The sequence below is a fragment of the Hyphomicrobium sp. 1Nfss2.1 genome, from assembly GCF_965243865.1.
GTDB lineage: Bacteria > Pseudomonadota > Alphaproteobacteria > Rhizobiales > Hyphomicrobiaceae > Hyphomicrobium_A.
Window position 1 is genome coordinate 1,676,088 of sequence record NZ_OZ251603.1, and the last position, 12,250, is coordinate 1,688,337.

The following is a 12,250-nucleotide window of genomic DNA, read 5'->3' on the forward strand; positions in this document are numbered from 1 at the left end:
TCATGCCGAGTTACGAGATTGCTATCGAGTTCAAAAGCGGGCACGTCACGCGCCCGATGGTTCAGCAGATCGCCGGTGCTGCCATCCACACCCGCGCCGACGTGCGCGAGGTCATCATCCGGGCGACCAGCGCGGCTAAGACAGCGCAAACTGCTGTTGCCGACTACAACGACAACCGCGCATCCCTCAAGAACCGCGCCGGTGATCCGGTCCGCGTCACGCTTGCCCTTGGGCCGGGGAGGGAATGACCGATGCCCAAGCTGCTCTGCCTCGCCCAGCACGACCCGCCCGCAAAGCGCAAAGCCAAAGGTGCCAAGTCCGAACTGGCATCGACGCCGCGCTATACGATCATCGAGCGCGTCCCCATCAGGCTCGCCGCACACAAAATCATCTGGGACGCGCTGCGCAAGCACGCGCAGCAGCAGTCCATCATCGACGTCGCACACCCGCACGATCAGTTTGCGGCCGGCGTCATCGCCATCGATAAGCTCAGCAAGGATTCAACCCGCGCACTGGCAGAAATCCTCAACGAGCGGCGCGCCATGACCGTCGGAGCCAGCAAGGATGTCGTCGCCGATGACATCCTCGCAAAGCACCTCGACCGGCTGTTCGAACAGGAGATGGAGTGGCTCGCCATTCGCAACCTGCTGGCGACAGCCCTGCGCCCGGCGAGGGCAACGGCACGCCGCAAGCCCGCGCGCGCGCTCCTTCTCGTCGACGCATGAGGCCGTAAGCTCTCCGGCCTCACGCGCTCTTGCCTCACATGATCATGAACCTCTGCTCGGCGCGCTCATCGCTGCCAGGGAACAGCTTGTTCGCCTTCGCCTCCTCGACCGCGGCCCACACGCGGGCACCCGGCTTCGGCTCGCTGGTCAGCTTCACCTTGATATTGCGGTGATCGCCCGCGTTGAGGTCTGTTGCCCCGATCAACGAGGCCGACGACTTTTCGGCCGGGTCACCTGACAGGATCACCAGCCTGCCGTTCTGCGGCAGGTAGGCGTACGTAATCGAGACGGCATCGTTCTTCGGCTTCTGATTGAGCGCGGTGACGGACGGAAGAATGTTGTCTGCGTGCGCCACCGTCGCCATGGCGAGCACCATCCCGACGACCGGCAGCATGCGAGCAAACTTTGCAGATGATTTCATTGTCAGCCTCCTGCGAGAGAGGAAGGGCGGCGGGGGCTCACCCCACCGTGCCCAGCAGCGCGGCACCTGCGACGGCGGACAGGTCCGCGCCGCCCGCGCTGCATATCCTCCAGCTAAGAATCCCCCTGCCCCACCGCAACTTTCCGCCGCCTTACGGATTGTTGAACCTGCCCGCCACACACTGCCAGAGCCAACGCAGAACGCGAGGACCACCCCCATGCCGAACAAGATCCTTGTCTTCTACGGCTCCTACCGCCGCGACCGCATGGGCATCCGCCTCGCCGACTATCTCGTCGCGCAACTGAAGGCACGCGGCGATGACGCTGAGTTGATCGACGCGAAGGCGGTCGGCCTGCCGATGCTCGACCGCATGTATAAGGAATACGATCCGGGCACCGCGCCGCCCGCGATGGAAACGCTGGCGCAAAAGATCAAAGCGGCCGACGCGTTCCTCTTCGTCGTCGGCGAATACAATTGGGGCTACCAGCCCGGCCTCAAGAACCTCACCGACCATTTCCTCGAGGAATGGTTCTGGCGCCCCGCCGCCATCGCCAGCTACTCGGCCGGCCGCCTCGCCGGCGCGCGCTCCAACTTCCTCTGGCACGGCACGCTGTCGGAGATGGGCATGGCGGTCATCTCCAGCACCCTCACGGTCGGCCCCATTGGCGCCGCGCTGGACAGCAGCGGCGCGCCGACCGGCGAGGGCGGCAAGGCGCTGGCCGACAGCTTCCCGCGCTTTGCCGACGATCTCGCCTGGTGGACCGCGGCCGCCAAAGCCCAGCGCGCCGCCAAGGCGCCGCCGTACTGACCCCGCTCCAACGTCTATTCATAAACAAATTCGATTGATTCCATCGCTATAATGCGTTGGATCGATCATTCGCTTTATTGGAGGGTGCGCATCGAAGGAGAACCCCGATGCCCACCGCCGCCGCAACCGAAGGCCGCCCCGCGCTTTGCCAGCCCTCAACGCCATCACAGGCGACGGCCCAGTCGCCGTTCCACGCTTTCACGCAGGCGCTGCCCGGCATCGGATTGACAGTCGCCATCGCTGGCGCGGCGTTCCTCGCCCATCAGGTTCCCGGCATCTCCGCCCTGAGCCCGCTGATCCTCGCCATCGTCATCGGCGCCGCCCTGCACAACATCATCGGCACGCCCGCATGGGCGAAGCCGGGCGTGAAGGTCTCGCTGCGCCGCGTTCTGCGCCTCGGCGTGATCCTGCTCGGCTTGCAACTCACGGCGAGACAGGTGGTGGAGGTCGGCCCCAGCGGTCTCCTCATCATCACCGCCAGCCTGATCGTCACGTTCGCCTTCACCACGTGGCTCGGCCACATGATGGGCGTCGACCGCAAGCTGACGCAGCTCATCGCAGCCGGCACATCGATCTGCGGCGCCTCCGCCGTGATCGCGACCAACACCGTGACCCAGGGCGAGGACGAGGACGTCGCCTACGCCATCGCCTGCGTGACGATCTTCGGCTCCATGGCCATGCTCAGCTATCCGCTGCTGTCCTCAATGATGCAGCTGAACCCGCACGCCTTCGGCCTGTGGGCAGGTGCCTCCATTCACGAGGTGGCGCAGGTCGTTGCCGCGGCCTTCCAGGGCGGCACCGCATCGGGCGAGTTCGGAACCATCGCCAAGCTCAGCCGCGTCATGCTGCTCGCGCCCGTGGTGATCACCCTTGGCCTCATCGCCGCACGCCAGGCGGCGAGCAGGCTCGGCGCCAGCGCAGCAACGGAGCGCAGCGCCGGTCGCCCGCCCATCCCCTGGTTCGTGCTCGGCTTCATCGCGCTGATCGGCCTCAACAGCCTCATCGCCATTCCCGCCGACGCCAAAGCGTGGACCGCCGGCACCACGACGTTCCTTCTGTCGATGTCGCTCGCCGCCATGGGCCTCGAAACCGATCTCACCAAGCTGCGCGCCAAGGGCGCCCGGCCGCTGATCCTCGGCGCCACCGCCTCGCTGTTCATCGCCGCCTTCAGCCTGACGCTCATTCTGCTCGCGGGCTGATACATTCCCGGAGCTTAACGCCATGACGCTCGAGCAACTGCGCATCTTCGTTGCCGTTGCCGAGCGTCAGCACGTGACGCGCGCGGCCGAGGCAATCAACATCACCCAGTCTGCGGCCAGCGCCGCCATTGCCGCGCTCGAAGGCCGTTACGGCGTCGCTTTGTTCGACCGCATCGGCCGCCGCATCGCGCTGACCAAGGCGGGCGAGGAATTTCTCCCCGAAGCACGCGCGGTGCTGGCGCGCGCAACAGCAGCGGAACGAACGCTGGCCGACCTTGCCGGCGTCAAGCGCGGCGCGCTCACTCTTTACGCCAGCCAGACGATCACCAATTACTGGCTGCCGCAGTTCATCGCCCGCTTCCGTGCGCTCTATCCGGGCATCACCTTGAACGTTGTCGCCGGGAACACGCAGCAGGTCGCCGCTGCTACACGCGAAGGCCTCGCCGATCTCGGCTTCGTCGAGGGCGCAATCGACGATCCCCAACTCACGAGCGAAGTGGTCGCCACCGACGAAATGATCGCGGTGTTCGCCAAGGCCGATCCGCTCGCCCGCAAATCGAAGCTGTCGATTGCCGATCTGAAGAAAACCCGCTGGGTGCTACGCGAGCCGGGCTCTGGCACGCGCGCCGAATTCAAGCTCGCCCTGCAGCGCCTCGGCATTGCGCCCACCGACCTCGACATCGCACTGGAGCTGCCCTCGAACGAGGCCGTGCTCGCGGCCGTCGCCGCAGGTGCGGGCGGCACCGTCGTGTCCGCACTCGTCGCTGACGCCGGATTGCGCCTCGGCGAGCTCGCGACGCCGAAGGAGCCGCTGTCGGAGCGCACGTTTCAGGTGCTGCGCCATCGCGAGCGCCACATCAGCCGCGCCGAGGCGGCCTTCCTTGCGCTTCTCCCGCATCGCAAATATGACCCGCATCGACCGTAAGCGGTACCTCGGTGCTATCAGGGCGACCGGTCGTCATCTCGCGCATCAGCGCGCGCGGCGTCGGATTGAAAAGGTTGTGCTGCGCTTTCTCGCCCGCATTGGCACCACCCGCCAACGCCAAAGCAAACCCCACCGCAGCACTTCGGGGTGTTGATGCACTCATCGCCCGGCCGACGACCATCAGTCGGCCACAAGAACTCAGTTAGCATTAGCTGAGTTAGTTTATACTAACTTTTGTTGTCAAGCTGAGAGTGCGCTAAAATGCAAGGCATGGATTCGTCACGCAAAAGAACCTCGACTGCCCAGCCGCGCGCGCCGGCCGACCACGCCGAGCGCTTTCGCCGCGTGCGCGACGCGCATCAGTCGGAAACCGCCGAGGATTATGTCGAGATCATCGCCGAACTCATCGGCGAGAAGGGCGAGGCGCGCCTCGTCGATCTCGCCGAGTGCTTCGGTGTTACCAAGGCGACCGTGAACAACACCATCCAGCGCCTGCAGCGCGACGGTTTCGTCACCAGCGAGCCCTACCGGGCCATCTTCCTCACCGACAAGGGACGCAAGCTGGCCGCCGCCTCACGCGAGCGCCACCTGATCGTGCGCGACCTGCTGATCTCGCTGGGCATCGACCCCGAAACCGCCGAGGCGGACGCCGAAGGCATCGAGCATCACGTCAGCAAGACGACGCTCGAAGCCTTCCGCCGTCACCTCGCCAAGCAGCGCCGTCCACGCGACTAAACGTTCTCCGCCGCCTTGGCGCCGAGCGTGTGGCGAAAATCGTCATAACCGAACGTGCCGACCACGCGATAGCCGCCGTCCTCGTCGAGGATGGCAAGGTCCGGCCGCGGCGTGCCGTTAAAGGTGGTGTTCTTCACGAACGAGTACTGCATCATATCCGTGAACACGATCCGGCTGCCGACCTGCAACGGCTCGGGGAACGAATATTCGCCGATGATGTCGCCGGTCATGCACGTCTTGCCGCCGAGGATGTAGTCGTGCGCATAAACGCCCGGCTTGTCCGCGCCGATCACCTGCGGCGTGTACGGCACCTCCAGCACGTCCGGCATGTGGCAGCTCGCCGACGTGTCGAGAATGGCGATGTCCTTCGCGTTGCGGTGCAGCCCGATGACCGACGCGACCAGATAACCGGTATCGACCACGATCCCCCCGCCCGGCTCTAAAATGACCTCAACGCCGAACTCAGCACGGAACGCCCTGATCGCCGCGATCAGCTTGTCGACGTCATAGCCCGGCTTATTGATGAAGTGTCCGCCACCGAAGTTCACCGCCTTCACCTGACGGATGTAGGGCGCGAAATCACGGGCAACGCGCTCGATCAGCCCAACCGAGCCATCGGCCATGCTCTCGCACAGCGCGTGCGCATGGAAGATGTCGATCTCGCCCCACGGCAATTCGTCGATCTGTTCGCGGGTCGTGCCAAAGCGCGAGCACGGCGCGCACGGGTCGTACAGCGCCCCGCCCAGCGTCGCGTTGGAATAGCCCGGGTTGATGCGCACGCCGATCTTCGCACCGGCAGCTTTGGCGATACCGCCGAACCGCGCCATCTGCTCCGGCGAGTTGAAATAGATGTGGTTGGCGATGCTCGAAAGCCGCTCCACCTCGCCCGGCGAATAGGCCGGCGCGTAGACGTGCACCTCCTTGCCGAACTCCTCCGCCCCCATGCGCGCCTCGAACTCACCGCTCGCCGTCGAGCCGTCCAGCACATCGCGCATCAGCGGGAAAGCCGCCGGCATCGCCCACGCCTTGGTGGCGAGCAGGATCTTGGCTCCGGCCTCGCGGCGAATGCGGGCGACGGTCTCGAGATTGCGCTTCAGCGCGGCAACATCCAGCACATAGGCGGGCGTCGCCATCGCGGCAGGCAGCTTCAAGGTCATGGCAGATAATCCCAAGGTGCCGGCAGACCATCCTTCCGGGCCGCCGCTATATGGCATTGCCGCGCGCCAGTTGAAAGTGACAGCGCGTAGCGGAAAGGCCCTAACGCCCGCGCATGTCAGCCAGATGATTGCTGACGGTCTCGATCACCCGCTCATCGCGCATGTAGGCGTTGTGGTAGAGCGCATCGCTCAGGTGCTTCCACATCGTGTCCGGGTCGGCGAGGCCGCCCTCCGGCCCATCGGCGGCAACCACCGATGAATAGAGCTTGTGCGCGGCAACGAAGATCGCCTCGTCGTCGATGCCGCCGAGATTGACGACCTCGAGCCGCGCCTCGCGCACCACTTTCACGTAGGGCGGCAGGTGGCCAACGCCCGTCAGCACGTAGGCGCCATCCCCGCCGTAGGCAGCGCCCACCACGCCACCATGGATCGCCCCCGTAAGCGTCTTCGCCCACAGCCAAGCACCGCCGAGCCGCGCGAACAGCACCACCACCCCGAAAATGGCGGCATAAACCAGCGGAACCAGCAGTAGAAAGGTCAGGTCGGCCGCGGCACCTAGGCCGAACTGGCCCGCGCGAAACTTCTCGATCAGTGGCGTGAAGAAGTAGCCCGCGGTCGCCGCAAAGAAGACGACGGTGCCGACCACGCCGGCGAGCCGTGCAAATGCCGTCAGCGAGCGCCGCGCGCTTGCGACAGTGACGTATTGAGGCGAGATCGCCGCCGCCGTTTCCAGAAGCCGCATCGCCTCATCGCGCGGACTGTGGATGACCAGCCACTGCTCGTCGCGGATGCCGCGGCTGCACCGCGCGCGATTACACAGTCGCCACAGCAGCGTGCGCAGCCCGCGCCACGCGCTCCAGAGAGAAAGCGCCAGCAGTCCGCCGAAGAACACGATCGTCTCGATGATCTTGTTGGTGCCAGCCCCGAGGATCGTCACCAGATACCAGACCATGATCGGCGCGATCACGAGCCCCATCACCGCCTGGAACAGCGCGATCAACCACGGCACCGTCTTAAGGCGCCGCTTAAAAAACGGCGTGCCGAACGTCACCACCCCGCCCCGCAGCGGCGACGGCGGCAACAACGCCAGCGCCTCGGCCGTCACGTTGCCTCCGTGGCTGTGCGCGATGATCGAATAGGATGCGCCGGACTTCTCCAGCTTGGCGAGCGTGCGCGCCAGATTGACCGAACCTAGCAGCCGGTCGAAATCCGAATTCCTGCCCGTCCAATGCACCGGCAGGATCTCTACTTCGCTGACACCGCGTTTCGACAGGGCTTCTGTCAGCTGGTTGGCGAACTCCGATCCCTTCTGCCACCAGCGCTCACCGGCATCGTCATCGTGCTGACTGTTTGTGCCGTGAACCGTGACCACGACGTGGCGTGCGACGGTGGCGCTCGGCAGCTCGGCAGCCTCCGACGGCTCGCTGGCTTGAGACATGATCCTCCCCCGGTACGCGGTCGCTCGGCATCGTTTCCCCCACGATGCCGGACGAAATATGACAACAAAAAAGGGTGGCATACGCCACCCTTTCCTTGCAACCCGCTGCTCGGAAAAGCGGGGATTAGGTATTCACAGCGAACAGCTCGGCCTGCTCGGCCGTATCCAGCTCGCGCACGTGCCAGGGGAGTCCCTGCTTGCCGATCTCGTCCATGAACGGCTTGGGCGGAAGCTGCTCGACGTTGTAGACGCCGCCCGGCTTCTTCCACGAGCCGTTGAACAACATCATCGCGCCGACGACCGGCGGCACGCCCGTGGTGTACGACACCGCCTGCGCGCCCGTCTCCTTAAACGCCTGCTCGTGATGGCAGACGTTGTAGATCATCGCGCGCTTCGGCTTGCCGTCCTTCGTGCCGGTGAAGATGCAGCCGATCGACGTGCGCCCGGTGTAGCCCTCGCCCAGCGACGACGGCGGCGGCAGCAGCTCCTTCAGGAACTCCATCGGAATGACGGGATTGCCCTTGTACATGACCGGGTCGATGCGCGTCATGCCCACGTTTTGCAGCACTTCGAGGTGCTTGATGTAGTTGTCCGAGAACGTCATCCAGAAGCGGATCTGCTTCAGCCCGCGGATGTTCTCGACGAGGCTCTCTTCTTCCTCGTGATAGATGAGATAGCTCTTGCGCGGACCGACCTCCGGATAGTCGATCATCGCCGAGATCGACAGCGGATCGATGTCGATCCAGTTGCCGTCTTTCCAATATTTGCCGCGCTGCGTCACCTCGCGGAGATTGATCTCCGGATTGAAGTTGGTGGCGAACGCCTTGCCGTGGCTGCCATCGTTGCAGTCAATGATGTCGATCGTCTCGATGGTGTCGAACAGGAATTCCTGCGCGTAGGCGCAATAGATGTTCGACTGCCCGGGATCGAACCCGCAGCCGAGGATCGCCATGATCCCCTTGTCCTTGAAGCGGTCCTGATACTTCCACTGCCACGAGTACTCGAACTTCGCGACGTCGCGCGGCTCGTAGTTGGCGGTGTCCATGTAGTGCACGCCCGCTTCCAGGCACGCATCCATGATCGGCAGGTCCTGATAGGGCAGCGCCATGTTGATCACGAGGTCGGGCTTGACCTTGTTGATCAGCGCCACTGTCTCGGCGACGTTATCGGCATCGACCTGGCTGATCTCGATCGGCGTGACACAGCGCTTCGCCACCGCCTCGCAGCTGGCGATCCGGCGCGAGGCCAGATGCACCCGCTTGAACACGTCGCGGTTCATCGCGCACTTCTGTGCGGTAACAGAACCCGCCGCGCCGGCGCCGATGATGAGGACACCTTCCAATTCGCATCTCCCGCTGACAAGGATAGAAGCCTGGAGCACGCCCATGCCGCTCCGAGGCGAGGGAATTAGTGCAGCCGCACCCCGAGTACAATACCTATGTGCTTAACGCCTATTTGTGACAGAGCTTGCGAATGCGACGCAAAACTGTCTTCTGCCTCCTTGAAGCACAGGCGTAGGGCGTGCAGGGGCGGCCGTGACTGATCAATCTCACAACGAAATCCCTGCCGGAGCCGTCAGCCTGGCGGACTACGAGCGCCTCGCATCGGAGCGTCTCCATCCCAAGGCCTGGGCATTTCTCTCCGGTGGCGCCGGCGATGAAATCACCGTGCGCTGGAACCGCGAGGCGTTCGACCGGCTCCAGCTTCTGCCGCGTGTGCTGCGCGGAGCCGCCAGCGCCGATTCCCGGCTGGAAATGTTCGGCCGCGCCTTTTCCCATCCGATCCTGCTCGCCCCGGTCGCCTACCATCGGCTCGCACACCCGCACGGAGAGCTGGCCACCGCCACCGCTGCGGCCGCGCAGGAAGCCGGCCTCGTGCTCAGCACGCTCTCCTCGGAGACCTTGGAGGACGTGGCCGCAGTGGCCGGACCGCGCCGCTGGCTGCAGCTTTATCTGCAGCCCCAGCGCGCGGACACGCTCGACCTTGTTCGCCGCGCCGAGGCCGCCGGCTACGAGGCGCTGGTCCTCACTGTCGACGCCCCGATCAACGGCGTGCGTGATCGTGAGCGTCGCGCCGGCTTTGCTCTCCCGAACGGCATCACCGCCGCCAACCTCGCTCGCTACGCGCAGTTCCCCTCCGGGGGCGCCCTCGAGCAACTCATGGCGCTCGCCCCGACCTGGGAGGACGTCGAGTGGCTCATTGGCGAGACCACCCTTCCCGTGGTCCTGAAGGGCATCCTCCATCCTGACGATGCCGAGCTTGCCGTTGCCAGCGGCGCGGCCGGCATCATCGTCTCCAACCACGGCGGCCGCACCCTGGACACCGTCCCGCCGACCCTCGACCTCCTGCCCGCGGTCGTCAGCCAGATCGAAGGGCGCATCCCCGTGCTGATGGACGGTGGCATCCGCCGCGGCACCGACGTCCTGAAGGCGATGGCCCTCGGCGCCACCGCCATCCTCGTCGGCCGTCCTATCGTCTATGGGCTCGCCGTCGCCGGTCCGCTCGGCGTTGCACACGTGTTGCGTCTACTCCGCGACGAGTTCGCCATTGCCATGGCGCTGACCGGATGCGCTACCGTCGCCGACATCCCGCGCGCCAATCTCATCCGGCAGTGAGCCGAGCGAAGGTTATGCTATCGTGCAGGGAATTCGATCCTCTGAGCGGGACTTAGCACCATGGAACTTGCACCGATGTCTTTTCTGGGCTGGCTGATCATCGGCGCCCTGGCCGGCTGGCTCGCCGGCAAAATCGTCGTCGGCTATGGCTATGGCTTCGTCGGCAACATCGTGATCGGCATTCTCGGCGCATGCGTCGGCGGGCTCATTCTCCCCAAGCTTGGCATCGTGCCGGAATCGACAGGCGCTAATTTTATCGCCGCGACGCTCGGCGCCGTAATCCTGCTGTTCGTGCTGGGCCTGCTGCGCCAGCGCTAATTGCGTACAATTTCACCGAATTTCTACAAACCCCAGCAACGGCCCTCTGTGATTATGCCCCGATCGCAATGATCCGACACCGGATCGTCCGTTTGGGCCGCCAATGATTCTCGATATGCCGACCATTTCGCTCGTGTCCCTGTCGGCAACGACGCTCGTCGGCTTGCTGCTGTGCTTCGTCTGGTGGCGCGAACGTAGCAATCCTCTCATCGGCTGGTGGGGTGTGGGCCAACTGTTGATGGCCGCCGGCATCGCGTTCGCTGCCGCCTCCTCCTTCGTTAACGACGAGCCTTTGTCTGCCTTCGGGCAGTCCCTGATGGTGCTTTCGGCAGCCATCTCATGGATGGCCGTACGCGAATTCGCGGGACGCACGCTAAACCCGCTTCTGGTCGCGATTTGGCCCAGCGCCTTCATCATTCTCTGCGCGACCATTGCAGTCTCGTTCGATCAGCGCTTGATCCTTGCCAGCACGCTGCTCGGCATCCTCTATCTTCTCGCAGCCGCCGAGTTCACACGCCAGCACAACGACCGCCTCGTCGCCCGCTGGCCGGCGATCGTGCTGTTGACCGTGCTCGGCCTGGGCTACCTCGCTTGGATGCCACTAACGTTGACCATGCCCGTGCGCGAAGCCGGTCTCGTTTACGCCAGCGCCTGGATGCCCGCCGTCATTCTCGTTGCCCTCCTCGGTCGTATTGCTCTGGCATTTGTCGTTCTCGCTATCGTCAAGGAGCGTGAGGAAGTCCGCCAGCGCATGTTCGCGCTGACCGATTCCCTGACCGGCCTGCCCAATCGCCGGGCCCTGTTCGATGCTGCCGACGCGCTCACCGAAGAGCAGAGATTTTCCAACAGCGAACCCATCTCCGTCCTTGTCTTCGACCTCGATCACTTCAAGAAGATCAACGACACCTACGGCCATCGTCTAGGGGATCAGGTGCTGAAGCTCTTTTCCGAGACCCTGCTCGACACACTGGACGAGGACTGCATCGTCGGTCGCCTGGGGGGCGAGGAGTTCGCCGCAATTCTCCCGGGCGCCGGTCTGCGCGCTGGCACCGAGGCGGCAGAAGACGTTCGTCTTGCATTCGCCGCCGCTGCAACGGTCGTAGAAGGCCACCAGGTGTCAGGCACGGTGAGCATCGGCGTCGCCGCGTCCGATGACGCCCTATGCGACATCGGCAGCCTGTTCCACCGCGCGGACGGCGCCCTCTATGCGGCCAAGCTGGCGGGACGTAACCGGGTGCAGTCCGTCACGCCATCCGATCCCACCCAATTCGATGGCTGGAGTGTCGAGACAACCACGCCAAGATGGTTCGATGATCGCTCCGAGGCCGCCAACCCCATGCGCACGCGCCGCTACCGCGGCTCCGTCGACGCGGCATAGCGACCTTTCAGCCCTCCAGCGTCCTGACGACTTGAAAAACAGCATTCCCGTAAGGTAGGTACTGCGGCTTCTCCGTCGAGTGCGACCGCCATGGCGCACGAACAAGCGCCCGCGAGCGCACCAGCATCGCCACACGGCGATACGCGAGGGAAAACAGAGATGGATGCCGCGACACTCTACGCCGTCATGAGCCTGGCCTCGGGTCCCAAGCGGATGACGACGCAGAAGTTCCCTACTGTCGCCATGTGCGAGCAGGAAGCACAGAAACTGCGCAAGAAGGCGTCCATGAAGGATGCCATCTTCTATTGCGTCAAGCGCAAGCCAGATTCATCAGAGCGCAAGGCCGTGCAGGAGGCTCAGGCCGCCGCCCGCAAGCGGGCTATGCAGATGCAGATGCAAAAGCAGAAACAGGGAGCGGCGCAAACGCAGGGTGCTGGTCCCATCGGCATGCCGCGTGATTTCTACAGCGGCACGACGCCACCGCAACAATAGCGCACCGGGCACCTTCAGCGCGGTGCCTCGCAGAGGGGG

At 64.6% G+C, this 12,250-nt stretch carries 14 protein-coding genes; 10 read left to right on the forward strand and 4 right to left on the reverse strand.

From position 1 onward, the window contains the following. The first annotated feature begins 2 nt into the window (after window positions 1-2). Both ACP15D_RS08275 and ACP15D_RS08280 read left to right on the forward strand, forming a co-directional pair. Window positions 3-248: a hypothetical protein gene (locus ACP15D_RS08275; RefSeq protein WP_424957054.1), complete on the forward strand. Its 246-nt coding sequence runs from the start codon at window positions 3-5 to the stop codon at window positions 246-248. A 3-nt stretch (window positions 249-251) separates the two neighbouring features. Further along, window positions 252-725: a hypothetical protein gene (locus ACP15D_RS08280; RefSeq protein ID WP_424957055.1), complete on the forward strand. Its 474-nt coding sequence runs from the start codon at window positions 252-254 to the stop codon at window positions 723-725. Between the two features lie 34 nt (window positions 726-759). Here the strand turns inward: ACP15D_RS08280 and ACP15D_RS08285 are convergent, their stop codons facing one another. Then, window positions 760-1,146 carry a DUF7282 domain-containing protein gene (locus tag ACP15D_RS08285; protein ID WP_424957056.1) on the reverse strand — a complete coding sequence of 129 codons (387 nt, stop codon included), beginning with the start codon at window positions 1,144-1,146 and terminating at the stop codon, window positions 760-762. 217 nt (window positions 1,147-1,363) lie between these two features. On the opposite strand from ACP15D_RS08285, the gene ACP15D_RS08290 reads away from it, so the two are divergent. The 4 genes from ACP15D_RS08290 (at window position 1,364) to mntR (ending at window position 4,813) form a co-directional block, all read left to right on the forward strand. Next, on the forward strand, window positions 1,364-1,954 hold the full coding sequence (locus ACP15D_RS08290) for an NADPH-dependent FMN reductase (protein ID WP_424957057.1): 591 nt from the start codon (window positions 1,364-1,366) through the stop codon (window positions 1,952-1,954). A gap of 107 nt (window positions 1,955-2,061) precedes the next feature. Then, on the forward strand, window positions 2,062-3,153 hold the full coding sequence (locus ACP15D_RS08295) for a YeiH family protein (RefSeq protein WP_424957058.1): 1,092 nt from the start codon (window positions 2,062-2,064) through the stop codon (window positions 3,151-3,153). A gap of 22 nt (window positions 3,154-3,175) precedes the next feature. Next, complete coding sequence (locus ACP15D_RS08300; protein ID WP_424957059.1) at window positions 3,176-4,078, forward strand: LysR substrate-binding domain-containing protein; 903 nt, start codon at window positions 3,176-3,178, stop codon at window positions 4,076-4,078. A 270-nt stretch (window positions 4,079-4,348) separates the two neighbouring features. After that, entirely contained in the window at window positions 4,349-4,813 is a 465-nt protein-coding gene (gene mntR / locus ACP15D_RS08305; protein WP_424957060.1) for a manganese-binding transcriptional regulator MntR, read from the forward strand. On the opposite strand, the gene nspC is transcribed toward mntR, so the two are convergent. The 3 genes from nspC to ACP15D_RS08320 all read right to left on the reverse strand — a co-directional run bounded on the left by nspC (window position 4,810) and on the right by ACP15D_RS08320 (window position 8,750). Then, the gene (gene nspC, locus ACP15D_RS08310; protein ID WP_424957061.1) at window positions 4,810-5,970 is read right to left on the reverse strand and encodes a carboxynorspermidine decarboxylase; all 1,161 of its coding nucleotides are present in this window, start codon (window positions 5,968-5,970) and stop codon (window positions 4,810-4,812) included. The genes mntR and nspC overlap by 4 nt on opposite strands. A 100-nt stretch (window positions 5,971-6,070) precedes the next feature. After that, the gene (locus ACP15D_RS08315; protein ID WP_424957062.1) at window positions 6,071-7,408 is read right to left on the reverse strand and encodes a hypothetical protein; all 1,338 of its coding nucleotides are present in this window, start codon (window positions 7,406-7,408) and stop codon (window positions 6,071-6,073) included. A gap of 124 nt (window positions 7,409-7,532) precedes the next feature. Then, window positions 7,533-8,750: a saccharopine dehydrogenase family protein gene (locus ACP15D_RS08320; protein WP_424957063.1), complete on the reverse strand. Its 1,218-nt coding sequence runs from the start codon at window positions 8,748-8,750 to the stop codon at window positions 7,533-7,535. Between the two features lie 193 nt (window positions 8,751-8,943). Between ACP15D_RS08320 and ACP15D_RS08325 the strand changes: the two genes are divergently transcribed. The 4 genes from ACP15D_RS08325 (at window position 8,944) to ACP15D_RS08340 (ending at window position 12,211) form a co-directional block, all read left to right on the forward strand. Then, on the forward strand, window positions 8,944-10,023 hold the full coding sequence (locus ACP15D_RS08325) for an alpha-hydroxy acid oxidase (protein ID WP_424957064.1): 1,080 nt from the start codon (window positions 8,944-8,946) through the stop codon (window positions 10,021-10,023). A gap of 75 nt (window positions 10,024-10,098) precedes the next feature. After that, window positions 10,099-10,341, forward strand: a complete 243-nt coding sequence (locus ACP15D_RS08330) for a GlsB/YeaQ/YmgE family stress response membrane protein (RefSeq protein WP_424957065.1) — start codon at window positions 10,099-10,101, stop codon at window positions 10,339-10,341. Between the two features lie 115 nt (window positions 10,342-10,456). Next, window positions 10,457-11,719 (forward strand): GGDEF domain-containing protein, encoded by a 1,263-nt coding sequence (locus ACP15D_RS08335; protein ID WP_424957066.1) that lies wholly within the window; start codon window positions 10,457-10,459, stop codon window positions 11,717-11,719. Between the two features lie 159 nt (window positions 11,720-11,878). Then, on the forward strand, window positions 11,879-12,211 hold the full coding sequence (locus ACP15D_RS08340; protein WP_424957067.1) for a hypothetical protein: 333 nt from the start codon (window positions 11,879-11,881) through the stop codon (window positions 12,209-12,211). Window positions 12,212-12,250 lie beyond the last annotated feature (39 nt).

Excerpts from the sequence above, each read along its gene's own strand:
- ACP15D_RS08275 (WP_424957054.1), top strand. The coding sequence starts at position 3 with ATGCCGAGTTACGAGATTGCTATCGAGTTCAAAAGCGGGCACGTCACG.
- ACP15D_RS08280 (WP_424957055.1), top strand. The coding sequence starts at position 252 with ATGCCCAAGCTGCTCTGCCTCGCCCAGCACGACCCGCCCGCAAAGCGC.
- ACP15D_RS08285 (WP_424957056.1), bottom strand. The coding sequence starts at position 1,146 with ATGAAATCATCTGCAAAGTTTGCTCGCATGCTGCCGGTCGTCGGGATG.
- ACP15D_RS08290 (WP_424957057.1), top strand. The coding sequence starts at position 1,364 with ATGCCGAACAAGATCCTTGTCTTCTACGGCTCCTACCGCCGCGACCGC.
- ACP15D_RS08295 (WP_424957058.1), top strand. The coding sequence starts at position 2,062 with ATGCCCACCGCCGCCGCAACCGAAGGCCGCCCCGCGCTTTGCCAGCCC.
- ACP15D_RS08300 (WP_424957059.1), top strand. The coding sequence starts at position 3,176 with ATGACGCTCGAGCAACTGCGCATCTTCGTTGCCGTTGCCGAGCGTCAG.
- mntR (WP_424957060.1), top strand. The coding sequence starts at position 4,349 with ATGGATTCGTCACGCAAAAGAACCTCGACTGCCCAGCCGCGCGCGCCG.
- nspC (WP_424957061.1), bottom strand. The coding sequence starts at position 5,970 with ATGACCTTGAAGCTGCCTGCCGCGATGGCGACGCCCGCCTATGTGCTG.
- ACP15D_RS08315 (WP_424957062.1), bottom strand. The coding sequence starts at position 7,408 with ATGTCTCAAGCCAGCGAGCCGTCGGAGGCTGCCGAGCTGCCGAGCGCC.
- ACP15D_RS08330 (WP_424957065.1), top strand. The coding sequence starts at position 10,099 with ATGTCTTTTCTGGGCTGGCTGATCATCGGCGCCCTGGCCGGCTGGCTC.
- ACP15D_RS08335 (WP_424957066.1), top strand. The coding sequence starts at position 10,457 with ATGCCGACCATTTCGCTCGTGTCCCTGTCGGCAACGACGCTCGTCGGC.
- ACP15D_RS08340 (WP_424957067.1), top strand. The coding sequence starts at position 11,879 with ATGGATGCCGCGACACTCTACGCCGTCATGAGCCTGGCCTCGGGTCCC.